Annotated in this window: 25 protein-coding genes; 21 read left to right on the top strand and 4 right to left on the bottom strand. The window is 38.2% G+C overall.

Features of this window, described 5'->3' with window-relative positions:
* The first annotated feature begins 1 nt into the window (after nt 1).
* Nucleotides 2-358, top strand: a complete 357-nt coding sequence (rsfS, locus tag ACGLXV_RS21580; protein WP_251514140.1) for a ribosome silencing factor — start codon at nt 2-4, stop codon at nt 356-358.
* Entirely contained in the window at nt 355-1101 is a 747-nt protein-coding gene (locus tag ACGLXV_RS21575) for a class I SAM-dependent DNA methyltransferase (protein ID WP_119709198.1), read from the top strand. The genes rsfS and ACGLXV_RS21575 overlap by 4 nt, the downstream gene beginning before the upstream one ends.
* A 54-nt stretch (nt 1102-1155) precedes the next feature.
* Here the strand turns inward: ACGLXV_RS21575 and comER are convergent, their stop codons facing one another.
* Entirely contained in the window at nt 1156-1995 is an 840-nt protein-coding gene (gene comER, locus ACGLXV_RS21570; RefSeq protein WP_391560234.1) for a late competence protein ComER, read from the bottom strand.
* An 85-nt stretch (nt 1996-2080) separates the two neighbouring features.
* On the opposite strand from comER, the gene ACGLXV_RS21565 reads away from it, so the two are divergent.
* The 3 genes from ACGLXV_RS21565 to ACGLXV_RS21555 all read left to right on the top strand — a co-directional run bounded on the left by ACGLXV_RS21565 (nt 2081) and on the right by ACGLXV_RS21555 (nt 5629).
* Nucleotides 2081-2707 carry a helix-hairpin-helix domain-containing protein gene (locus ACGLXV_RS21565; RefSeq protein ID WP_391560233.1) on the top strand — a complete coding sequence of 209 codons (627 nt, stop codon included), beginning with the start codon at nt 2081-2083 and terminating at the stop codon, nt 2705-2707.
* 66 nt (nt 2708-2773) lie between these two features.
* Nucleotides 2774-3271: a ComE operon protein 2 gene (locus tag ACGLXV_RS21560; protein WP_391560232.1), complete on the top strand. Its 498-nt coding sequence runs from the start codon at nt 2774-2776 to the stop codon at nt 3269-3271.
* A 36-nt stretch (nt 3272-3307) separates the two neighbouring features.
* The gene (locus ACGLXV_RS21555) at nt 3308-5629 is read left to right on the top strand and encodes a DNA internalization-related competence protein ComEC/Rec2 (RefSeq protein WP_391560231.1); all 2322 of its coding nucleotides are present in this window, start codon (nt 3308-3310) and stop codon (nt 5627-5629) included.
* Nucleotides 5630-5676: 47 nt separating this feature from the next.
* On the opposite strand, the gene ACGLXV_RS21550 is transcribed toward ACGLXV_RS21555, so the two are convergent.
* Nucleotides 5677-5811: a YqzM family protein gene (locus ACGLXV_RS21550; protein WP_084361972.1), complete on the bottom strand. Its 135-nt coding sequence runs from the start codon at nt 5809-5811 to the stop codon at nt 5677-5679.
* A gap of 300 nt (nt 5812-6111) precedes the next feature.
* Between ACGLXV_RS21550 and holA the strand changes: the two genes are divergently transcribed.
* Nucleotides 6112-7134: a DNA polymerase III subunit delta gene (holA, locus tag ACGLXV_RS21545; protein ID WP_119709193.1), complete on the top strand. Its 1023-nt coding sequence runs from the start codon at nt 6112-6114 to the stop codon at nt 7132-7134.
* A 56-nt stretch (nt 7135-7190) separates the two neighbouring features.
* Here holA and rpsT read toward each other — a convergent pair whose 3' ends face one another.
* On the bottom strand, nt 7191-7457 hold the full coding sequence (gene rpsT, locus ACGLXV_RS21540) for a 30S ribosomal protein S20 (RefSeq protein WP_119709192.1): 267 nt from the start codon (nt 7455-7457) through the stop codon (nt 7191-7193).
* A gap of 226 nt (nt 7458-7683) precedes the next feature.
* Here rpsT and gpr point away from each other — a divergent pair, with 226 nt between their 5' ends.
* The 13 genes from gpr to deoC all read left to right on the top strand — a co-directional run bounded on the left by gpr (nt 7684) and on the right by deoC (nt 22315).
* A complete protein-coding gene (gpr, locus tag ACGLXV_RS21535) occupies nt 7684-8808 on the top strand; it encodes a GPR endopeptidase (protein ID WP_391560275.1) in 1125 nt (374 codons plus the stop codon).
* A gap of 76 nt (nt 8809-8884) precedes the next feature.
* Nucleotides 8885-10081 (top strand): stage II sporulation protein P, encoded by a 1197-nt coding sequence (gene spoIIP / locus ACGLXV_RS21530; RefSeq protein WP_391560230.1) that lies wholly within the window; start codon nt 8885-8887, stop codon nt 10079-10081.
* Between the two features lie 20 nt (nt 10082-10101).
* Entirely contained in the window at nt 10102-10431 is a 330-nt protein-coding gene (locus tag ACGLXV_RS21525; RefSeq protein ID WP_391560229.1) for a YqxA family protein, read from the top strand.
* A gap of 110 nt (nt 10432-10541) precedes the next feature.
* Nucleotides 10542-12377, top strand: a complete 1836-nt coding sequence (gene lepA, locus ACGLXV_RS21520; RefSeq protein ID WP_391560228.1) for a translation elongation factor 4 — start codon at nt 10542-10544, stop codon at nt 12375-12377.
* A gap of 98 nt (nt 12378-12475) precedes the next feature.
* Entirely contained in the window at nt 12476-13615 is a 1140-nt protein-coding gene (hemW, locus tag ACGLXV_RS21515; protein ID WP_391560227.1) for a radical SAM family heme chaperone HemW, read from the top strand.
* Between the two features lie 85 nt (nt 13616-13700).
* Entirely contained in the window at nt 13701-14732 is a 1032-nt protein-coding gene (hrcA, locus tag ACGLXV_RS21510) for a heat-inducible transcriptional repressor HrcA (protein WP_119709187.1), read from the top strand.
* A gap of 88 nt (nt 14733-14820) precedes the next feature.
* Entirely contained in the window at nt 14821-15405 is a 585-nt protein-coding gene (gene grpE, locus ACGLXV_RS21505) for a nucleotide exchange factor GrpE (RefSeq protein ID WP_119709186.1), read from the top strand.
* A 34-nt stretch (nt 15406-15439) separates the two neighbouring features.
* A complete protein-coding gene (gene dnaK / locus ACGLXV_RS21500) occupies nt 15440-17266 on the top strand; it encodes a molecular chaperone DnaK (RefSeq protein ID WP_119709185.1) in 1827 nt (608 codons plus the stop codon).
* Between the two features lie 126 nt (nt 17267-17392).
* Complete coding sequence (gene dnaJ, locus ACGLXV_RS21495; protein WP_391560226.1) at nt 17393-18514, top strand: molecular chaperone DnaJ; 1122 nt, start codon at nt 17393-17395, stop codon at nt 18512-18514.
* Between the two features lie 20 nt (nt 18515-18534).
* Nucleotides 18535-19473: a 50S ribosomal protein L11 methyltransferase gene (prmA, locus tag ACGLXV_RS21490; RefSeq protein ID WP_119709183.1), complete on the top strand. Its 939-nt coding sequence runs from the start codon at nt 18535-18537 to the stop codon at nt 19471-19473.
* Between the two features lie 49 nt (nt 19474-19522).
* Complete coding sequence (locus ACGLXV_RS21485) at nt 19523-20269, top strand: 16S rRNA (uracil(1498)-N(3))-methyltransferase (protein WP_391560225.1); 747 nt, start codon at nt 19523-19525, stop codon at nt 20267-20269.
* A 5-nt stretch (nt 20270-20274) separates the two neighbouring features.
* Nucleotides 20275-21624 (top strand): tRNA (N(6)-L-threonylcarbamoyladenosine(37)-C(2))-methylthiotransferase MtaB, encoded by a 1350-nt coding sequence (mtaB, locus tag ACGLXV_RS21480; protein WP_119709181.1) that lies wholly within the window; start codon nt 20275-20277, stop codon nt 21622-21624.
* A 19-nt stretch (nt 21625-21643) separates the two neighbouring features.
* The gene (gene deoC, locus ACGLXV_RS21475; protein WP_119709180.1) at nt 21644-22315 is read left to right on the top strand and encodes a deoxyribose-phosphate aldolase; all 672 of its coding nucleotides are present in this window, start codon (nt 21644-21646) and stop codon (nt 22313-22315) included.
* A gap of 28 nt (nt 22316-22343) precedes the next feature.
* Here deoC and ACGLXV_RS21470 read toward each other — a convergent pair whose 3' ends face one another.
* Nucleotides 22344-23267 carry a Na/Pi symporter gene (locus tag ACGLXV_RS21470; protein ID WP_119709179.1) on the bottom strand — a complete coding sequence of 308 codons (924 nt, stop codon included), beginning with the start codon at nt 23265-23267 and terminating at the stop codon, nt 22344-22346.
* Between the two features lie 215 nt (nt 23268-23482).
* On the opposite strand from ACGLXV_RS21470, the gene rpsU reads away from it, so the two are divergent.
* Nucleotides 23483-23656 (top strand): 30S ribosomal protein S21, encoded by a 174-nt coding sequence (gene rpsU / locus ACGLXV_RS21465; RefSeq protein ID WP_019154564.1) that lies wholly within the window; start codon nt 23483-23485, stop codon nt 23654-23656.
* 14 nt (nt 23657-23670) lie between these two features.
* Nucleotides 23671-24114 carry a GatB/YqeY domain-containing protein gene (locus tag ACGLXV_RS21460; RefSeq protein ID WP_119709178.1) on the top strand — a complete coding sequence of 148 codons (444 nt, stop codon included), beginning with the start codon at nt 23671-23673 and terminating at the stop codon, nt 24112-24114.
* Nucleotides 24115-24145 lie beyond the last annotated feature (31 nt).

Here is a 24145-nt window from a genome sequence, read left to right as displayed (position 1 = left end):
GATGACCAATCGTCAATTATTAGAAACATCAGTAAAGGCTGCTGATGATAAGCGCGCAGAGGATATTGTAGTATTAAATATGCAGGGCATTTCACTAATCTCTGATTACTTTATTATTTGTCACGGAAACTCTGATAAGCAGGTTCAAGCGATTGCCAGAGAAATGAAGGAAAAGGCAATGGAAAATGGCTATATAGTAAAGAGGATGGAAGGCTTCGACGAGGCTAGATGGATCCTTCTTGATTTAGGGGATGTGGTGGCTCATATATTCCATAAAGACGAAAGAAGTTACTATAACCTCGAGCGATTATGGGGTGATGCACCAATAGAAAATATGGAAAGTGTTCTCACTCAATGACGTATGGGAAATTTGCCTACCTTTATGATGAATTAATGAAGGATGTACCGTATGATGAATGGGTTTCTATCGTAACGGAAAAATGGAGCAAGTACGAGTGTAAGGGAAAAAAACTATTAGATTTAGCCTGTGGTACAGGTGAGTTATCTGTACGCTTTGCGAAAGCTGGATTCGAAGTGACAGGTGTCGATTTATCAGCGGACATGCTTACAGTAGCGCAGATGAAAGCATCGACTAACGGGCTAAAGCTTCCTTTTTATCAACAAAATATGGTTGAACTCGACTTATATGAGAGTTTCGATGTGATCGGGATATTTTGTGACTCCTTAAATTACCTACAGACGGAAGAAGAAGTTATTGAAACGTTTGCAAAAATTTATGACTTACTTGATGAGGATGGATTTTTTATATTTGATGTCCACTCTGTTCATAAAATCATGAATATATTTATGAATCAAACGTTTACCCATGATGAGGAGGATATTTGCTATATTTGGAATTGTTTTCAAGGAGACTATCCTCTTAGTATTGAACATGAGCTTACATTTTTTGTCCAGGATGATGAAAGCGGGAAATATGACCGTTATGATGAGTTTCATAGTCAAAGAACATTCCCGATAGAAGTGTATAAAAATTGGTTAGAAGCAAGTGGCTTATATGTAACAGATATCTTCTCTGATTTTATGGACGATTTATCTTCCGAGGCAGAAAGAATCTTTTTTATCGCTAAAAAGCAGGCATGAGAAAAAGGCTGATTGAAAATAATCAGCCTTTTTTTTATATTATTGCAGGAATCATTATTTCTTTAGAGAATTATTTAAAGGGAACTGTTTTTGTGATTCAATTAGATCCTCTTCGAATTTTGTATGAGTTGCTTGAAATAAGTGCTCAAACACATCTCCAAGCTCTGCATCCAATACTTTAATTCCTTCCCACGTTACTCCGCCCTTAACACAAACTTTTTGCTGTAGGGTTGGAAGTGTATAAAATCCTTTTCGAAGCAATTCCCCAAGCCCTATTAACATTTCACTAGCAAGTGTCGTAGCAGTTGCTTCATCTATTTTTGTTTCTGCTACTGCTGCATTAATAAATCTTTGCGTTAAGTAACTGAAAAATGCTGGTCCACAACTAACGATATCTGAGCCTACTCTTGTAATATCTTCGTTAATGGAGACCGGTGTGGAAATTGCTTCAAACAGCTGAAGTAGCTTATCCTTCCATTCCCCTGTACAGCTATCACCAAACGTTAGTAGAGATACACCTGCTAGTGCTCGATTGGTAATACTTGGTATAGCTCTCGCCACCGAACAGTCTACCACTGATTCAATTTGATTAACACTAATAGGACTAGTGATGGAAACAACACATTTCTCTGGGAGTAAAAATGGTTTAATTTCCATTAATACCTTTTGGATGTCTTTTGGTTTTATGCATAAGAAAATGACATCTGATACTCTTGCTACCCTTTTAGCATCAGAAAGTACGGCGATGTCATTATACACTGCTTTTATATTCATTGCTTTACTAAGCGTTCGATTTGTCACATTCATAAAAGAAGGGGAAATGGCTTTTCCGTCAATAAGTGCCTCAATTAATATCCTCCCCATATTCCCTGTACCAATCACTCCGATTTTCAATGTACTTCCCTCCTTCACAAAGCAAGCATTCTCATATAAAAGTATGTAAATAAATTTGTGAATATGCCAAGAAAGGAGTAACAAGATGATGGACTCTGTAAAGAAGTATAAATGGTTTATTGTTGGGTCTTGTGTTATCGCCATTGGAATGCTAATTTTTGCTCGCGGTCTTGTAAACGACAAAGAAGAGGAAAATGAATGGACGATTCCAAGTGAGGAAGAACACGATCCGGAAGTGTCCGAAGAAAGGCTTGTTCAGGAACCTGATGTTAAGAATTTGGTTGATGTAAAAGGTGCGGTAGAGAATCCTGGTGTTTACGAAGTGATGCTGGATGAAAGGGTAATCGATGTTATTGAAAAGGCAGGAGGATTAAAGGAAGGAGCGGACGAGACAAAAATTAACTTTGCTGGGCGGGTAACAGATGAAATGGTGTTGTACATTCCTTTAATAGGAGAAGAAGGAGAAAATATGATTGTGTCTGCCGGTGCTAGTTCTACCTCTACTAGTCAAGGAGAAGGCAAAATCAATATTAATAAAGCTACTTCTGATGAATTGCAAAATCTCCCTGGGATTGGACCGTCTAAAGCGGAAGCGATTATAGCCTACCGTGAAGATAGCGGGTTATTTCAAACGATTGATGATTTGAAGCTTGTTACTGGGATTGGTGATAAAACATTTGAAAAGCTGCATGATCAGATCATCGTAAAATAATAGCATTGACTAAAATCGACAATTTCCCTTAGACTAGTAGAAAATGAGAAATCTGGAGTGGGGAATATGAGCAACCATCGTTTAACTTGGGATCAATACTTTATGCTAAATGCGCATCTGATAAGTATGAGAAGCACATGTAATCGACTGAATGTAGGTTCGGTATTGGTAAAGAATAATCGAATCATTTCAACTGGCTATAATGGGGGAATTAGTGGAGATGATCACTGCCTTGATGCGGGCTGTTACGTCGTTGATAATCACTGTCTACGCTGTTTGCATGCCGAAGAAAATGCGATCCTTCAGTGTGCACTTGAAGGAGTTTCCACAAAGGGAAGTCAAATCTATGTGACTCATTTTCCTTGTATACATTGTATGAAAAAGATCCTACAAGCGGGTATTACAAAAATTTATTACACGCATGATTATAAAAATCATGAATATTGCTATCATCTTCTTCGCATAAGCAATGTGGAAGCGGTAAAGCTAGAAATGGATATTGAAAATGAGCTTAACAATAAAAACGATAACTCAGGGCGTTTAAGTTGGAATTTTCAAGAATAATATACCTTGATTCAAACACGATCCGGGGGTGATATCTTGCAAGGAAGTTGGATCTATTTTGCAATGACTTCTTTACTTGCTCTGGTTATTGCTTTTCAGACCCATGCTGTTGTCAAGGTCTCACTCTTTTTATTTTTGATCTTATTTTTGTATTATAAGCGGTTCTCAAAAAGAAAAGTTTATATCATCTTGTTGATTGTCCTTGTTTTCTATACGAAGGCAAGGATTGATATAAACAGAAATGAATCTGTTTTTAAAGGGAGTGAGACCCAGTTTACTGTTTCGTTTCAAGATGAAGTAACGCTTAATGGGAGTCTACTAAGTGGTTATGGAAAGGATATAACCGGAGAAAAGTTATTAATTAAATACCGAATGAAGTCCGAAAAGGAAAAGTCCAGTTTTAATGAGGAAAGACTACTTGGATATTCTTGTCAGTTAAAAGGTAGCTTAAAAACAGTGAATGGACAAACAAATCCAAATGCCTTTGATTACCAATCTTACTTAAATCATCAACAAATTCATTGGCAGTTAGTTGTTGATCAATGGGGGGATTGTAACGAACATGATGGACCTATTCTTCTTGTAAAAAAGCAAAGGCAAAGGGCAATCGCATTATTGGAATCTTATTTTCCCGAGTCCGTCGCTTCCTTAGGCAGTGCACTGCTGTTTGGAGAGAGACAGATACTCGATCCATCCTTAGAGAAAGCGTATCAAAAACTAGGAATCATCCATTTATTAGCTATTTCTGGAGCAAATGTTGCTCTTTACGTAAGCATCATCCATTATATTGGTGTGCGTTTAGGAGTGACAAGGGAACGCATGATTGTTGTCCTTCTTCTCTACCTACCAATCTTTACTTATCTGTCAGGAGCCTCTCCTCCCGTGTTTCGAGCAGCGATGATGATGTTTCTTTTTTTGTTCCTTCGGCTCGTATCACCACAGTCAAAAATGGCGAGTCTAGATATTTGCAGTATCGTATTCATGGTTTATGCATTTCTTTCACCTTATCTCCTTTTTGATGTTGGGTTTCAGCTGTCCTTTAGTGTGACCTTCTCATTACTTCTTTCCACCAAAGGATTATTAAAGTCTTCTAAATTCCTCTTAATAAAAGCGTCATTTATTTCTCAGCTAAGTTCTCTCCCTATCGTCCTCTATCATTTTTATGAATTTTCTCTGTTGTCATTATTGGCAAACCTCGTTTATATTCCGTTTTTCTCAATCATCATAAACCCTGTTTTTATCACTCTGTTTTTTCTGTTACTCATTTTTGGGGAACCTGTTTCATTTATGATAAAACCAGTGGATTTTGTCATTACCTTAATGAACCGATTCACCGTTTGGTTAGCTTCGTTTCCATACCAAACAGTCACAATTGGCCGGCCTTACATTTGGATGATACTTGTCCTTATATGCTCTATTGTCTATTTACTCTACAAATGGGAGACAGGCAAGACAAGGATAAACCAACTGATATCAATCCTTCCTTTGTTATTTACCCTCACTTTTTCCTACTGCTTGTCACATTATTCTTTCTCAGGACAAATCACGTTTGTTGATGTTGGGCAAGGAGACAGTATCGTTATTCAAAATGGTTTTCATAAAAAAACGTATGTGATTGATACAGGAGGGACTATGTCTTTTTATGAGGAGGAATGGGAAAAGCCAAGAAGTCCTTTTGAAGTTGGAAATGATATTCTCGTCCCCTTTTTAAAAGGAAAAGGGATAAGTACAATTGATAAATTAATAATAACGCATGGTGATATGGATCATATCGGTGGAGCAAAGTCTGTTCTTGAAACAATAAGAGTGAAAGAATTAATCCTTCCTTATGTTTCTAATCGTTCCAACTTGGAAAATGAAATCATTCATTTAGCTAAAGAAAAGAAAACTAACGTCATATTTGTGAAGAACGGAATGAGTTGGAATGAAAATGGATCCTCCTTTAAAATTGTTAATCCAATTATTGAACAAGAGGATAGAAACGATAATTCAGTCGTTATTCATGTGAAATTAGGAGGGGTATTCTGGTTGTTTACAGGAGATTTAGGCGAACAAGGAGAAGAAAGACTATTGAGAGAGTATCCTACCTTACCGGTGGATGTTTTAAAAATAGGTCATCATGGCAGCAAAAGCTCTACATCTGCTACTCTTCTTCAGGCCTATCAGCCGAAAGTTGCGGTGATATCTGTTGGGAAGACCAACCGATTTGGGCATCCACATCAAGAAGTTTTGGATCGGTTAAAGGAAAGAAATATAAAAATTTTCCGTACTGATACAGATGGTGCAATTAGTTACACTTTTCAGAATGGGATAGGAACCTTTTCTAAACATATCCCATATGATGTAACAAACCCATAAAAAAGAGACTGCAGTAGCAGTCTCCTTATGTTTTATGTAGCAGAACTTTAAGCCCCTACGAGTTTAATGACAGTTGCAATGATAAATAAAGTTGCAAAAAAACCGAAGGAAACGATGAACCCTACACCAGAATCAACAGCGTCATTACGTTTACTTTGCACATTTTTCTCAAATTCGTTCACAACTACCCCTCCTAATCAATCTTAGTATAAGCGATTTCATAAAAAAAATCTACCGATCCTCTTGTTTCTTTTCCTTGCTTGTCAGTGATTGTCACAAATACTTTTTAGATGTACGGTAACAATAAGGTATACAACGGGGGTTATCGCTGTATAAGGAGTATCCTAGGCCTCTTTTTTCAGCGTTTCTATAGATGGGAATTGGTCAGGAGATTGATCAATTCCCTTTAAAATGCTTGTCAAATCCTTGATCCTTCATTAGGATAAATAAGTAACCTATTTTCCTGAACGGAGCGAGGAAAAGTGATTTTTGATTTATGGAAGCAAATTAAGAGGAAAGAATTTTCTCCAATTTACGTTTTGTATGGAACAGAATCGTTTTTAATAAATGAAACAAAGCAGCTTTTTATACAAAATGTTTTGGGTGAAGATGAAAGTGATTTTAATCTATCCACCTATGATTTAGAAGAAATACCGATTGAAGTAGCATTAGAGGATGCCGAAACAATCCCATTCTTAGGGGATAAAAGGCTGATATTTTTAAATAACCCAGGTTTCTTAACTGCTGAAAAAACGAAGGACAAAGTGGAACATCAGCTAGGAAGACTAGAACAATACATGAAAGAGCCCTCCCCTTATTCGATTGTTGTGATGGTAGCGCCATATGAAAAGCTGGACGAACGAAAAAAGCTTACAAAGGAATTAAAGAGAACAGCTGTAGTGGCTGAAGCAAAGAAACTTGGGGAACACGAACTAAAGAATTGGATTGTCCAAAGAGCAAAGACAAATGGAACAAGCATAGATGATGAGGCAGTTGAGCGGATGCTTGCATTAGCTGGGACCAATCTATTTTTATTAACCTCAGAGGTGGACAAGCTTAGCTTATATTGCAATGAAACAAAACAAATTGATGCCGAAACAGTAGAAAAGCTCGTGTCACGCTCACTTGAACAAAATATTTTTACACTCGTTGATAAAGTGGTGCATCGAAAAGTAGACGAGGCATTACGTATTTATTATGATTTGTTAAGGCAAAACGAAGAACCACTAAAAATATTAGCGATTATTGCAGGTCAGTTCCGGTTGATTTACCAGGTAAAGGAATTAGCAAGACGTGGATACGGTCAACAGCAAATGGGAGGGTATTTGAAAGTACATCCATTCCGCGTGAAACTAGCTGCAGGTCAAGCGATGCAATTTAGTGATGAAGAACTGACGAAAATTATGAAAATGTTAGCAGACGCTGATTATCAAGCGAAGACAGGTGGAATGAACAAGGAGCTTCTTATTGAAATGTTCTTATTTCATTTACATTCTAGTTCATAAATCAAAAAAAGCTAGATCCGATAAGGATCTAGCTTTTTATCTATGATTAGCAAAAATTAAGAGTTTAATGAGTTTAATTTCTTCATTAAACGAGACTTTTTGCGAGCAGCAGCATTTTTGTGGATAAGACCCTTTGCTGCAGCTTTGTCAAGTTTACTTGCAGCAAGAGCATAGCTCTCTTGTGCAGTAGTAGCGTCACCGTTTACGATAGCTGATTCTACTTTCTTAACAGCCGTACGTGTTGCAGATTTCACCATCGTGTTACGTGCATTACGCTCTTCGCTTGTTTTCACGCGCTTGATTGCAGATTTAATATTTGGCATTCTTTTCACCTCCTACAAAGCATCGAGATTATATCCTCGACTATCACCATTCATTAATTTACGTAAATTAAGAACAAAACACATTTTATCATTCGGTGCATACTATTGCAATACTTTTCAATGGAAATATATCAGCCGATATCCAATGATTTGAATGGTTTCATATAGAAAAGGAAATAATAGTTGCTAGTTTATTATCTAATTTGACGAAAGAGAGGGGCTTATGATGAAAGAATCAATAGATTTAAGTAGATATTCCATCCGTACCGATTTGGCAGTAGAGGCAAGGGAGATGGTGATTGCTAGCAGGGGGGGGAATGTAACAGATGCACAAGATCTCTCAAATATAAATGGTGTGGTTATTAAAGAAAAAGAAGAGAACGGAATTAAGCTATCGCTAGTAGAAGTGTCTAAGGAAGGAGAGAAAGAGCTAAATAAAAAAGCAGGAAAGTATTTAACCATCGAAGTTCAAGGAATTAGACAACAGGACACAGATTTACAAAAAAAGGTTGAAGAAACGTTTGCGAGAGAATTCTCCCATTTTTTAAGAGGATTAGGAATAAATAAAGATGCCTCCTGCCTTGTAGTTGGACTAGGGAATTGGAATGTTACTCCTGATGCTCTTGGTCCACAGGTGTGTGAAAATCTATTAGTTACGAGACATTTATATCAATTAAGTCCTGAGAGTGTAGACGAAGGCTATCGTCCAGTAAGTGCGTTAGCTCCTGGTGTGATGGGCTTAACAGGTATAGAAACAAGTGACATTATTATGGGAGTGGTTGAGAAAACAAAACCTGACTTTGTTATCGCTATTGATGCGTTAGCTTCGCGATCGATTGAGAGGGTAAATTCAACGGTTCAGATATCAAATACAGGAATACATCCAGGATCTGGGGTAGGAAATAAGCGTAAGGAGCTTAGTGAAGAAACATTAGGAATACCTGTTATCGCAGTGGGCGTGCCAACGGTGGTTGATGCGGTTTCCATTACAAGTGATACGATTGATTTTATTTTAAAGCATTTTGGACGGGAGTTAAAAGAAGGAAATCGACCTTCTAGGGCATTAGCGCCAGCGGGAATGACGTTTGGTGAGAAGAAGAAATTGACTGACGAAGATATGCCTGAAGAACATCACCGAAATACATTTCTTGGAATGATAGGCACTTTAGAAGATGAAGAAAAAAGAAGATTGATTCATGAAGTATTATCCCCGCTTGGACATAACTTAATGGTAACGCCAAAGGAAGTGGATGTATTTATTGAAGATATGTCCAATTTAATTGCAAATGGATTAAATGCTGCTTTGCATGATGCCGTAAATCAAGATAATGCAGGTTTCTATACAAGATAGAGTTCGTCCAAATTTATTGTTCTACCTTCTCTAGTAAGTACATATCATTTACTAGACTAGGCTAAGAGGTGGAATAATGAAACTACAAAAAACGCCCTATGTTGTAACTATTCAAGGGACAAGCATTTTAAAACTCATTTTATCGTGTTTGTTGTTGATTTTCCTACTCTTTTCTGTGAGCGGACTATTAACTTCTTTAAACCCACAATATCAGCTTAGATCATCGAGTGTGAACAAAGCGACAATGAATGTGAGCGGAAATGTACTCTTTCAGTTGATGGCTAGAGAAAACCATTATTTTATGAGCGGATTAGTAGAAAGAGATGAAGTTCCGAGTATGTCGAGTGTATTGTTTAAAGCCTCCACAAATGTGAATCTTGATGATCCACGGAGCTTATTAGGCAGAGAACTTCCGGGGTTCTCCTTATTTGATGGGAAAATTCTTGTTGCTGGTGAAGGAACCAATTATACCAATATGCCGATTGAATCAGCTCCACCAGAGGAAGCGTTGAACACAGAAAATGAGGCGAGTTTGCAAAACACGGACGATATTACAAAAGAAGAACCAAATAAAGTAACTCCTCCTTTAACAACAGGTGATAAAAAGGTTGCTTACATTTATTTCTCTCATACAAGAGAATCTTACCTCCCTTATTTAAAAGGAGTGACGGATCCAAATAGTGCGCAACACTCAGAAATAAATGTAACGAAAATAGGTGATCGCCTGCAAGAGAGGTTGGAAGGTTATGGGGTTGGCACAATAGTGGATAAAACCGATATTACGAATCGTTTAAATTCCAATGGTTGGACGTATGGCCGATCCTATGACGCTTCTAGGGCTCTTGTACAAGAAGCAATGGCTGGTAATTCTAACTTATCGTATTTGATAGATATTCATCGTGATTCAAGAAGAAAAGAAGATACAACGAAAGTAATCAATGGTAAATCATACGCGAAACTAGCTTTTGTAATTGGAGCAGAACATCCAAATTACGAAAAGAATTTAAAGTTAGCGACGGAAATCCACAAGAAACTCGAGGAGAAATATCCTGGTTTAAGCAGAGGAATTATCCAAAAGAGTGGAGCTAGTACAAATGGCCGTTTCAATCAGGACCTTTCCGGAAATGCTCTATTAGTAGAGTTTGGTGGAGTGGATAACAACTTTGACGAGCTTAATCTTTCTGCAGATGCATTTGCAGATGTATTTAGCGAAATTTTCTGGGATGCAGAAAAGGTGAATTACCCAGTAACCGTTCCTTCTGAGGAGCAATAATGTTAATTTAGGTGATAGTTATGAAAATGTTTATGTTTAAAAGCATATTGTTAATGTCTCTCATGTTTGTATCAGTATTATTTGGAATGCAAATTGCAAACAACGGGATCGTAAACATGAAGGGATTTGAGGATCCTAATTTTAAAGGTGCATTCACTATTAACGAACAAGAAGAAAATGTCCAAGTATCGGTATTAGGAAATAATGTAGATAGTCACGATATTAATAAAAAAAGAGAGCAGCTAGAAGAAATGGAAGCCTATAACTTCTTCTCAGACTTAGGTAAAACACTAGCAGACATAGTAACGGGTATAGTAGATATTACAATTGATCTGATTAGAAATAGCTAGAAATGCGGCAATCTCAGGATTGCTGTTTTTTCTTTATATTGAATCTTATTTTACCTACTGCTATAATCAAAAATAGTGTATACGTGCGAAGTATAGTAGGAGTGAACCGAATGAACAGACAAGACAGACTAAATAGACAAGAAAAAATCAGGAATTTTTCTATTATTGCACATATTGACCATGGAAAATCCACATTAGCTGACCGTATCCTTGAAAAAACGAATGCGCTAACAGCTAGAGAAATGAAGGACCAGCTACTAGATTCAATGGACCTTGAAAGAGAACGTGGAATTACAATCAAATTAAACTCTGTGCAATTAAAATATCAAGCAAAGGATGGAGAGGTTTACACTTTCCATTTAATCGATACACCTGGGCACGTCGACTTCACTTATGAGGTATCCCGAAGCTTAGCGGCTTGTGAAGGAGCTGTACTTGTGGTGGATGCGGCACAGGGAATTGAAGCTCAAACATTAGCAAATGTTTATTTAGCAATTGATAATGACCTTGAAATTGTGCCTGTAATCAACAAAATTGACTTACCTAGTGCAGATCCAGAACGAGTACGTAACGAGATTGAAGAAGTAATTGGACTAGATGCATCTGAGGCGGTTTTAGCAAGTGCGAAAGCCGGTATTGGAATCGAAGACATACTAGAGCAAGTAGTAGAAAAAGTGCCAGCCCCAACTGGCGATCCAGATGCACCGTTAAAAGCGCTCATTTTTGACTCGCTCTATGATGCTTATCGTGGAGTTGTAGCTTATATTCGTGTCGTTGATGGCACGGTAAAAGTGGGAGACAAAATTCGAATGATGGCAACCGGAAAGGAATTCGAAGTAACGGAAGTGGGAGTATTTACACCAAAATCGACTCCTTGTTCAGAACTTACTGTTGGTGATGTTGGATTCTTAACTGCTGCTATTAAAAATGTTGGAGACACACGAGTGGGGGATACGATTACTAGTGTGAAAAATGGAGCAACAGAAGCACTTCCAGGTTACCGCCGTTTAAATCCAATGGTATATTGCGGTTTGTATCCAATTGATAGTGCAAAGTTTAATGATCTACGAGAAGCATTAGAAAAGTTAGAACTTAATGATTCTGCACTTCAATTTGAGCCAGAAACCTCTCAGGCGCTCGGCTTTGGATTCCGTTGTGGATTCCTAGGATTACTTCATATGGAGATTATCCAAGAGCGTATTGAAAGAGAGTTCAAAATTGACTTGATTACAACGGCACCAAGCGTTATTTATCACGTGATTATGACGGATGGTACGGAAATTAAAGTCGATAATCCTTCAAACATGCCTGATCCACAAAAAATTGCCCGTGTTGAAGAGCCATATGTAAAAGCTACAATGATGGCTCCTAATGACTATGTTGGTGCAATTATGGAACTATGTCAGGAAAAACGAGGAATCTTTATCGATATGCAATACATGGATGAGACTCGTGTAAACATTGTGTATGAGATCCCTCTATCAGAAATCGTTTATGACTTCTTTGATCAATTAAAGTCAAGTACAAAGGGTTATGCTTCGTTTGATTACGAGTTAATTGGATACAAGGAGTCAAAACTTGTGAAGATGGATATTCTTCTTAATGCTGAAAAGGTTGATGCGTTAAGTTTTATTGTTCATAAAGACTTCGCATACGAACGTGGAAAGATCATAGTTGAAAAGCTGAAAGAATTAATTCCAAGACAACAGTTTGAGGTTCCTATTCAAGCAGCAGTTGGGCAGAAAATTGTGGCACGTTCTACCATTAAAGCAATGCGAAAAAACGTATTAGCAAAATGTTATGGTGGAGATATCTCGCGTAAGCGTAAGCTACTCGAAAAGCAAAAAGAAGGTAAAAAGCGTATGAAGCAGGTAGGTTCTGTAGAGGTACCTCAAGAGGCATTCATGGCTGTGTTGAAAATGGACGATACAAATTCAAAGAAGTAGATGATTTGATTTTAAAAGAAAGGTTAGATAAGCTTGATAAATCAAGTAATCTAACCTTTTTTGATTGCAAAAAAGTTATATTTTAAGGTTGTGTGAAAATGGTAAAAGCAGCATATATTCATATTCCGTTCTGTGAGCATATTTGTCACTATTGTGATTTTAATAAGGTTTTCTTAAAAGGCCAGCCTGTTGATGAATACCTAGACGCGCTTGAAGAGGAAATTAGATTAACGCTAGAAAAGCATCCTGCAGAGCCTCTTCATTCCGTATTTGTAGGCGGTGGAACTCCAACTTCATTAACTGAAAAACAATTACAACGATTATTGTTTTCCATTAAAAAATATCTTCCATTAGAACAGAATGCAGAGTTTACATTTGAAGCCAATCCAGGTGACTTGTCCGATGAAAAGTTTCGTGTGTTATTCGAGGGTGGAGTCAATCGATTAAGCTTTGGTGTGCAAACCTTTGATAATCAGTTGCTAAAGGAGATTGGAAGAACACATCGAGCGGAAGATGTGTTCACCTCTATTGAAAAAGCAAAAAAAGTTGGGTTCGAAAATATTAGTGTAGATTTAATCTATAGCTTGCCGAATCAAACGCTAGATAGCTTTAAAGAAACATTACAAACGGCTCTCTCCCTTGATATTCAACACTACTCTGGCTACTCTCTCATTATTGAACCCAAAACGGTGTTTTATAACCAAATGAGAAAGGGAAAGCTGCCTGTTCCAGGAGAAGATGCTGAAGCAGAAATGTATTCGTTGCTAATGGAGCAAATGCAGTTAGCCGGATTTCAACAATACGAGATTTCCAACTTTGCTCTTCCAGGCCACGAGAGCAAGCATAATTTAACATATTGGAATAACGAGGAATACTATGGGTTTGGAGCTGGTTCTCATAGTTATGTTGCTGGAGAGAGGATCGCAAACCATGGTCCTTTAAAAAAATATATGGATCCCATTTGGAATGGCACTTTACCCTCTCATAATATTCACAAAGTGGAGAACAATGAAAAGTGGGAGGAAGAAATGTTTCTCGGTTTAAGGAAAATGGAGGGAATCAGCGTGGACCACTTCATTCAAAAATTTGGGGTTGATCCGCTCTCCTTATTTAAGAACGAGATAGATTCTTTACAAAGTCGCGATTTAATCTCATTTCAAGAGGGTAAAATTGCATTAACAAAAAAAGGGCGGTTTTTAGGAAATGAAGTGTTTCAATCATTTATTGGCGTTATCTAAATGTTGACATATAGCCCTAACATTTGATAATTTATTATTAGATTTAGCACTCGTTAGAAGAGAGTGCTAACAGAGGTGATGAAACATGTTAACAGATCGTCAGTTGTTAATTTTTCAGGTGATTGTTGATGATTTCATTCGTTCTGCTCAGCCGATTGGATCTAGAAGTTTGTCGAAAAAAGAGGATATTAGTTATAGCTCTGCTACGATTCGTAATGATATGGCTGATTTAGAGGAGCTAGGCTTTCTTGAGAAGACACATACATCTTCTGGTAGAATTCCGTCCGAGAAGGGCTATCGTTTTTATGTAGATCATCTTCTTGCTCCACAGAAGCTTGATCAGCATGATATGCATTCGGTCAAATCGATTTTTGCTGAAAGGCTTTATGAACTTGAAAAAATCGTACAAAAATCTGCGAAGATTTTATCTGATCTGACAAATTATACTTCTATCGTTCTTGGACCTGCCGTTAGAGAAAATAAACTTAAAAAGATTCAAATTGTTCCACTTAATAAGGAAACAGCTATCGCGATCATTGTGACTGATAAAGGACATGTAGACAATCGAATGTTTCATCTTCCTGAGGGGTTAGATGCAAGTGATATTGAGAAAATGGTCAATATCCTTAATGAACGTCTAACGGGTGTGCCACTTGAAGATTTAAATGAGAAGATCTACAAAGAGGTAGCCACTTTACTCAGACAGCATATCCGAAATTATGATTCCATGCTTCATGCATTCGCTGATACGTTGAAGATTCCATCAAATGAAAAGGTGTTTTTTGGTGGAAGAACCAATATTCTTAGTCAACCGGAATTCCATGATATCGAAAAAGTAAAAAGCCTTTTAAACATGATTGAGCATGAGAAAAGCATGTACGATTTGATTCGGAAAAATCCGACTGGGATTCATGTGAAAATTGGAAAAGAAAACAACAATTCAGCAATGGAGAATTGTAGCTTAATTACGGCTACATATTCTGTAGGTGAGGAACAACTTGGGACAATTGCTATTTTAGGCCCTACTAGAATGGAATACTCTCGAGTCATCAGCTTGTTACAAACGATTAGCCATGATTTAACTTCTGTACTAACAAAGCTGTATCAAAATAAATAACGGTGGTGATTATGTTAAGGGAATTACTACCTTAACATCGGCCACTACTTATAAATGAGGAAGGAACAATTTAAGGGAGGTGAGTAATTTGGCAGAAGAGAAAAGTACATTAAATGAAGAATTACAATCTTCTACTGAAACAGAAGCAAGCTCAGAAGGTATTGAAGAAGTTTTTGCTGAAGCAGAAGTGGTAACTGAGGAAAATGTTGAAACTAATTCTGAGGACACTCGTATACAAGAACTAGAAACAAAACTTCAAGACGCTGAAAATCGTTACTTGCGCTTGCAGGCTGATTTTGATAACTCTCGTCGTCGGGCCAGAATTGACCTTGAAGCGGCGCAAAAATATAGAGCTCAAAGCTTAATTACAAATTTATTGCCAGCTCTAGATAATTTTGAAAGAGCTCTTCAGGTTGAACCTGATAATGAACAAACAAAATCGTTGTTACAAGGGATGGACATGGTTTACCGCAGTCTGTCTGAAGCGTTAAAAGGTGAGGGCCTTGAGGCAATTGAAGCTGTTGGTCATTCATTTGATCCGCATATGCATCAAGCTGTTATGCAAGTAGAGGATCCTAACTTTGAATCAAATGTGGTTGTAGAGGAATTTCAAAAGGGGTACAAGTTAAAGGATAAAGTCATCCGACCATCTATGGTTAAGGTGAACCAGTAATCCCTACATAATAGAATTTTGGGAGGTTATTTTTATGAGTAAAATCATTGGTATTGACTTAGGGACAACAAACTCATGTGTGTCTGTACTTGAAGGTGGAGAGCCTAAGGTCATTCCTAATGCAGAAGGAAACCGCACAACACCATCTGTTGTTGCTTTCAAAAATGGTGAGCGTCAAGTTGGTGAAGTAGCAAAGCGTCAAGCAATTACAAATCCAAATACAATCATGTCCATCAAGCGTCATATGGGTACTAGCCATAAAGAAACGATTGAAGGAAAGGATTATACACCACAAGAAGTATCTGCGATCATTCTTCAACATCTTAAAGCGTACGCAGAAGACTATCTTGGAGAGCCTGTTTCAAAGGCTGTAATTACCGTTCCAGCTTATTTTAACGATGCAGAGCGTCAAGCAACAAAAGATGCTGGGAAAATTGCAGGTCTAGAGGTAGAACGTATCATCAACGAGCCAACTGCAGCAGCACTTGCTTATGGTTTAGACAAAATGGACGACGATCAAACGATTCTTGTTTACGACCTTGGGGGCGGAACATTTGACGTGTCTATTTTGGAATTAGGCGATGGTGTATTTGAAGTAAAATCAACAGCAGGTGATAATCGTCTTGGTGGAGATGACTTTGACCAAGTGATTATCGATTATCTAGTTGAGCAATTCAAAAAGGAAAATGGCATTGATCTTTCTAAAGATAAAATGGCGCTTCAACGCTTAAAGGATGCGGCAGAAAAGGCGAAGAAAGACCTTTCTGGTGTTACGACAACTCAAATTTCTCTTCCGTTTATCACGGCTGGGGAAGCTGGTCCACTTCATTTGGAAGTGACACTATCTAGAGCGAAATTTGAAGAATTATCTGCAAGCCTTGTAGAAAGAACAATGGGTCCGACTCGTCAAGCTTTAAGAGATGCTGGTTTAACACCTGCTGAACTTGATAAAGTTATACTAGTTGGTGGTTCAACTCGTATTCCTGCAGTACAAGAAGCAATTAAGCGTGAAACAGGAAAAGAGCCACATAAAGGCGTAAATCCAGATGAAGTAGTTGCAATGGGCGCTGCTATTCAAGGTGGAGTTATCTCTGGTGACGTAAAAGATGTTGTTCTTCTTGACGTAACTCCATTATCACTTGGTATTGAAACAATGGGTGGCGTATTTACGAAGTTAATTGATCGCAATACGACGATTCCAACTTCAAAGTCACAAGTATTCTCAACTGCGGCAGATAGCCAAACAGCTGTTGATATCCATGTTCTTCAAGGTGAGCGTCCAATGGCGGCTGATAACAAAACACTTGGTCGTTTCCAATTAACGGACATTCCACCAGCACCACGTGGTATTCCACAAATTGAAGTATCATTTGATATTGATAAAAATGGTATCGTAAACGTTCGTGCGAAGGATCTAGGAACAAACAAGGAACAAACAATTACGATTAAGTCTTCAACTGGTCTATCTGATGAAGAAATTCAAAAGATGGTTAGAGAAGCAGAAGAAAATGCAGAAGCTGATAAAAAGCGTAAAGAAGAAGTAGAACTTCGCAATGAAGCGGATCAGCTTGTATTTACAACTGAAAAAACTCTGAAAGACCTTGAAGGAAAAGTAGACGCGTCTGAAGTAGCTTCAGCAAATGAAGCGAAGGATGCCCTAAAGGCTGCGATTGAGAAAAACGAATTAGAAGAAATTCGTGCGAAAAAGGATGCTCTTCAAGAAATCGTTCAAAACTTAACAGTTAAGCTATATGAAGAAGCAGCTAAGCAAGCTCAAGCAGCTGGAGGTCAACCAGGCGAAACTAGCAAGGATGACAATGTCGTTGATGCAGAATTTGAGGAAGTAAAAGACGATAAATAAGTTTAGGCTAACTAGCTTAGAAAAAGTCAAAGTCAAATCCAAGCGACTTTGGCTTTTTCATTGCTTTGGGTTGAATGGTAATGTTAAAATAACCTTTATGTGAAATGATTCGGGGAGTGGGCAATCATGAGTAAAAGGGACTACTATGAGGTACTTGGAATCAGTAAAAGTGCTTCAAAAGATGAGATAAAAAAAGCGTACCGAAAGCTATCAAAAAAGTATCATCCGGATATTAACAAGGAACCAGATGCGGATGAAAAGTTCAAAGAAGTAAAAGAAGCATATGAGGTGTTAAGTGACGACCAAAAGAAAGCACACTATGATCAATTCGGTCATACGGATCCTAACCAAGGTTTTGGTGGAGGAGACTTCGGTGGTTTTGGCGGCTTTGAGGATATATTTAGCACGTTCTTTGGCGGTGGAGGATCAAGAAGAAGAGATCCTAATGCACCAAGACAAGGAGCTGACCTCCAATATACAATGACCCTTAGCTTCGAGGAAGCGGTTTTCGGGAAGGAAACCGATTTAGAAATACCGAGAGAAGAAAATTGTGAAACATGTCACGGATCTGGAGCAAAACCAGGTACGAAACCAGATACTTGTAGTCACTGTCAAGGTACTGGTCAGTTGAATGTAGAGCAAAACACACCATTTGGTCGGATTGTGAATCGAAGAGTCTGTCATTACTGTAGCGGAACTGGAAAACAGATTAAAGACAAGTGTTCAACATGTGGTGGAACAGGGAAAGTGAAAAAGCGTCGTAAGATTCATGTGAAGATTCCTGCAGGTATTGATGATGGTCAACAGCTTCGTGTTGCTGGACAAGGTGAACCTGGAGTGAATGGTGGACCGGCAGGAGATTTATATGTTGTATTCCATGTCCGTTCGCATGAGTTCTTTGAACGTGATGGAGACGATATCTATTGTGAAATGCCGATTAATTTTGTTCAAGCAGCACTAGGTGATGAAGTGGAAGTACCAACATTACACGGAAAAGTAAAACTGAAAGTGCCAGCTGGTACACAAACAGGAACCAAATTCCGATTGAAGGGAAAAGGTGTTCCAAACGTAAGAGGCTATGGTACAGGTGATCAGCATATTATTATTCGAATCTTAACACCAACAAAGTTAACTGAAAAGCAAAAGCAATTGCTTCATGAGTTTGCAGAGGTAAGTGGAAGCGTACCTCAAGGGGAGCATGAAGAAGGTTTTTTTTCAAAAGTAAAGAGAGCATTTAAAGGCGAATAAAAGGAATAGGAGTTGGTAGTATGAAATGGTCAGAACTTTGCATTCATACAACAAATGAGGCAATAGAACCGATCTCAAATATTTTGCATGAGGCAGGCGCAAGTGGAGTGGTTATTGAGGATCCATTAGAGCTTGTGAAAGAAAGGGAAGACCAATTCGGTGAAATCTACCAACTCAATCCTAAAGATTATCCGGATGAAGGAGTAATGGTTAAAGCATATTTACCGGTTACAAGCTTCTTGGGAGAAACGGTTGATGCAATAAAAGAATCCATTAACAACCTAAGTATTCATAATATTGATATTGGAAGAAATACCGTAACGGTCAGTGAAGTGAATGAAGAAGAATGGGCAACCGCATGGAAAAAGTATTATCATCCAGTGAAAATTTCTGAACGATTTACCATTGTACCAACATGGGAAGAATATACTCCGGTTTCAAGTGATGAATTAATTATTGAATTGGATCCAGGAATGGCATTCGGTACAGGTACGCATCCGACGACAGTTATGTGTATACAGGCGTTAGAAAGAACGGTTAGAGAAGGTAACCGTGTTGTTGACGTTGGAACGGGAACAGGTGTATTAAGTATTGCATCAGCCATGTTAGGTGCAAGCTCAGTCCTCGCTCTAGATTTAGACGAAGTGGCTGTTAAATCAGCAAAGATTAATAGCAAGCTGAATAAAACACATGAAGTAGTAACCGTCGCTCAAAACAATTTACTTGATGGTGTGGACCAACAGGCGGATGTGGTAGTTGCAAATATTTTAGCCGAAGTAATTGTTCGATTTACTGATGATGTAGCAAGAGTTGTTAAAAAAGACGGCTATTTTATTTCTTCAGGTATCATTCTACAGAAAAAAGATGAAGTTAGAGCTGCTATAGAGCGCTCGGGTTTTGAAATAATAGAGACGATTCAAATGGAAGATTGGATTGCAATGATTGCGAAGAGGCAATAATGTGAAGGGGGATATCCCCCTTTATACATGAATAAAGAAGGTGTAGCGTGTGCAACGATATTTTGTTGATCAGACAACGGAAGGACGATTTGTCATAAAGGGTGACGATTTCAGACACATTGTGAAGGTGATGAGATTAAAGATTAACGATCAAATCATTTGTACGACTTCCAAAGGAGAAGGGGCTATTTGCCAAATTGCAGAAATTACCGATGAACAAGTCGTTGCAGACGTTGTACAATGGGAGGGAGTGTCTTCTGAACTTCCCGTTCGTGTGACGATTGCAAGTGGTCTTCCTAAAGGTGACAAGCTAGAGTGGATCATACAAAAAGGCACTGAATTAGGTGCCTATTCTTTCGTCCCAGTAACAACTGCTAGATCGGTAGTAAAATGGGATGAAAAAAAGGCTGATAAAAAAGTAGACCGTTGGCAAAGGATCGCAAAGGAGGCAGCAGAGCAGTCGCACCGACGGATCGTGCCAACTGTTGTAACTCCTCTTAATTTAGCAAAGCTTATTAGTCTTTCAAAAGACTATACGTATAAATTAATTGCTTATGAGGAAGAAGCAAAGCAAGGGGAGCGCTCGACTCTCGCTCGCACTCTTCAAGAGATGAAGAATGATGACAGTGTCTTAATTGTGTTCGGTCCTGAAGGTGGACTAACAGAATTAGAAGTTGAGTTGCTCACCCAAGAAGGGTTCCGATCCTGTGGGCTTGGTCCTAGAATCTTACGTACAGAGACAGCACCCTTATATGTGCTGTCAGTAATTTCTTATCAATTTGAACTATTGAGGTGAACAATATGCCATCAGTTGCATTTCATACATTAGGTTGTAAGGTAAATCATTACGAAACAGAAGCCATTTGGCAGCTATTTCAAGAACAGGGATATGAGAGAGTAGACTATGAATCAACTTCAGATGTTTATGTCATCAATACTTGTACAGTAACAAACACAGGCGATAAAAAGAGTCGCCAAGTAATCAGACGTGCGATTCGAAAAAACCCGGATGCAGTTATATGTGTAACAGGATGTTATGCACAAACATCTCCGGCTGAAATTATGGCAATTCCTGGTGTAGATATTGTTGTTGGAACACAGGACCGTGTGAAGATGCTTGAATACATTGAACGCTTTAAGGAAGAAAGACAACCAATTAATGCGGTTGGTAATATTATGAAAAATCGTGTTTACGAGGAGTTAGATGTTCCTGCTTTTACGGACCGTACTCGTGCGTCTTTAAAGATTCAGGAAGGCTGCAATAATTTCTGTACGTTTTGTATCATTCCTTGGGCTCGTGGATTAATGAGATCACGTGATCCAAAGGAAGTGATCAGACAAGCACAGCAGCTGGTTGATGCTGGTTATAAGGAAATCGTATTAACTGGTATTCATACTGGTGGATACGGTGAAGATATGAAGGATTATAATCTTGCTATGTTATTAAAAGATATAGAAAAAGAAGTGATTGGGCTTGAGAGACTAAGAATCTCTTCCATTGAAGCGAGTCAAATTACGGATGAAGTTATTCAAGTAATGAATGACTCAAATGTAATAGTTAGACATCTTCATATTCCATTACAATCTGGTTCAAACACGGTTTTAAAAAGAATGCGCCGTAAGTATACCATGGAATTCTTTGGCGAGCGCTTAAACCGATTGAAGGAAGCTTTACCAGGTCTTGCGGTCACTTCTGACGTAATCGTTGGTTTCCCTGGTGAAACAGAAGAAGAGTTTATGGAAACTTATCATTTTATCAAGGACCATAAATTTTCAGAACTCCATGTATTCCCATACTCTAAACGTACGGGTACTCCTGCAGCTAGAATGGATGACCAAGTGGATGAAGATATTAAAAATGAGCGTGTGCATCGATTAATTTCATTATCTGATCAATTAGCGAAAGAGTATGCTTCACAATTTGAAGGGGAAGTACTCGAAGTGATTCCTGAAGAACGGTCAAAAAGTGGTGAAGGCATGTATGAGGGATATACAGATAATTATTTAAAGGTTATATTTAAAGGGACAGAAGAAATGATTGGACAAATTGTAAAGGTGAAAATCACAAAAGCTGGTTACCCTTACAATGAAGGTCAATTTGTCCGTGTGCTTGATGAGTTTGTTAGATCAGCAGAACAAGCAGCGATATAATTTTTTAATTGGAGTGAATATGATGAAAGAAATCGCTAAAATGATTGATCACACTTTGTTAAAAGCTGAAGCAACAAAAGACCAAATTGAACAATTATGTGCTGAAGCAAAGGAATATCAGTTTGCTTCAGTATGTGTGAACCCAACATGGGTAGCTTATGCTAGTGAGTTATTAAAGGGAACGGGTGTGGATGTTTGTACGGTTATCGGTTTTCCTTTGGGAGCCAATACACCTGAGACAAAAGCCTTTGAAACAACGAACGCCATTGAAAATGGTGCGACTGAGGTAGATATGGTTATCAATATCGGTGCACTAAAAAATGGAGATGACTCATTGGTAGAAAGAGATATTCAAGCGGTTGTTAACGCTGCAAAAGGTAAAGCTTTAACAAAGGTTATTATTGAAACATCTCTTTTAACGGAAGAGGAAAAAGTGCGTGCATGTAAGCTAGCTGTAAGTGCAGGTACGGATTTTGTCAAAACATCTACAGGATTCTCCACGGGTGGAGCAACGGTTGATGATATTGCATTAATGCGCAAGACGGTTGGTCCTACTATTGGAGTGAAAGCTTCAGGTGGAGTAAGAAGCGCGGAAGACGCAAAAAATATGATTGATGCTGGTGCAACTCGTATTGGAGCTAGCTCAGGCATTGCTATTGTAAAAGGATTAGTTTCCAATAGTGACTATTAATAATAAAAACATGCCACCCGGCATGTTTTTATTTTTTACCATGTATTTTTGTAACAAATGTAGCGAAATGACTGGTGAATGGAAGGACAAGTAGAGAAGAAATAACGTTAAACAGGACGCTAATATGAGCAAGTTGTACATCAGGCTCTTGAGCTAGGCTACCTGCTATGCTTGCAAGATAAGCGATGAATGGGAAAAAGGCAATCACGCCGATTACATTTAACCATATATGAGAATACGCGCATAGACGAGCCTCTTTTCCCCCGCCGATACTAGCCACATACCCAGTTACACAGGTTCCTATATTAGCTCCAAGCATGACGGCTATACCAGCACCAATCGTAAGTAACTGACTTGATAGGAAGCCCATAATAATACCTGTCGTAGCAGAGCTTGAGTGAATAAGAGCTGTAATAATAGCCCCCACACCAACACTAAGTAAGTTGCTTTCATTCATATCAATAATCAATTGTTGGATGATCGGTAAACTAGATAAGGGTTTTGCTAGATATTTAAAGCCACTCATTGCAGAAAAAACCGTTGCCATTCCCAGTAGTATTAAACCAAAGGCATTTGCATTTTTATTTTTCATGAAAATAAGTAAGGCTCCTAAAATAGCCATTGGTACGAGAAAAGAGTCGATTTGGAATGTGATAAATTCAGTTGTAAAGGTTGTGCCAATATTGGTTCCAAGTATAATCCCAATAGATTGGCGAAACGTTAGCAACCCAGCAGAAATCAACCCGATCGTCATGACCATGACAGCTGAGCTGCTTTGTAGAGCTCCCGTAATGATAATGGATGCTAAAAGTCCCTTCCATGTGCGATCGGTTAATTTTACAAGCCATTTTTTAAGTGAATCTGCGGATAAATTAAATAAACCCGTTCGCAAAATGGTCATACCAAAAATAAATAATACAATAAAGATACAAAATAAAAGAACACTTACCATGCTTTTCCCTCCTTTTACATCTTTATTGCAAAGGGATGTGGGACATGCTAAGTATCCGTAAGAAAATATGATATTTTAAAGTTTTATTCATAAATGGACGATAGCTAGTCGAATTACAGTTGACCTTGTTTCACTGTTATATTATAATTGCAAAGTACATGGAAATTCCATGTTGTTTGTTGTAAGTGTGTTGTGTTCGGAGGGAGGGAAAGAGAATGTCTAAAACCGTTGTTCGTAAAAACGAATCGCTTGAAGATGCTCTTCGTCGCTTCAAACGTACTGTATCTAAGTCAGGTACTATACAAGAAGCTAGAAAGCGCGAATTCTACGAAAAGCCTAGCGTTAAGCGTAAGAAAAAGTCTGAAGCTGCTAGAAAACGTAAGTGGTAAGAGAGGGTGTGTAAATGAGTCTTCTCGAGCGTTTAAATAATGATATGAAGCAAGCGATGAAAAACAAAGAAAAAGATAAACTTTCCGTTATTCGGATGGTCAAAGCTTCGTTGCAAAATGAAGCTATTAAAACTGGCCAGGAATTATCCGAGAACGAAGAGTTAACTGTCCTTTCTCGCGAAGTAAAGCAACGCAAGGATTCCCTCCATGAATTTGAAAAAGCAGGTCGTGATGACCTAGTTGAGAAACTACGTACTGAATTATCGTATATAGTGGAATATATGCCAAAACAGCTAACGGAAGAGGAACTATCCGATATAGTGAAAGCGGCGATATTAGAAACAGGTGCTTCTACAAAGGCTGAGATGGGAAAAGTGATGGCAGTACTAATGCCTAAAGTAAAAGGTAAGGCTGATGGATCACTTGTTAATAAACTTGTACAACAACACCTTTCATAATAAACATGCTTTAAAGACTGCAGGGATTCTG

This window comes from Robertmurraya sp. (assembly GCF_036676585.1).
GTDB lineage: Bacteria > Bacillota > Bacilli > Bacillales > Cytobacillaceae > Robertmurraya_A.
The sequence above is the reverse complement of the archived record's forward strand: the minus strand, read 5'-3'. Positions and strand labels throughout refer to the sequence as shown.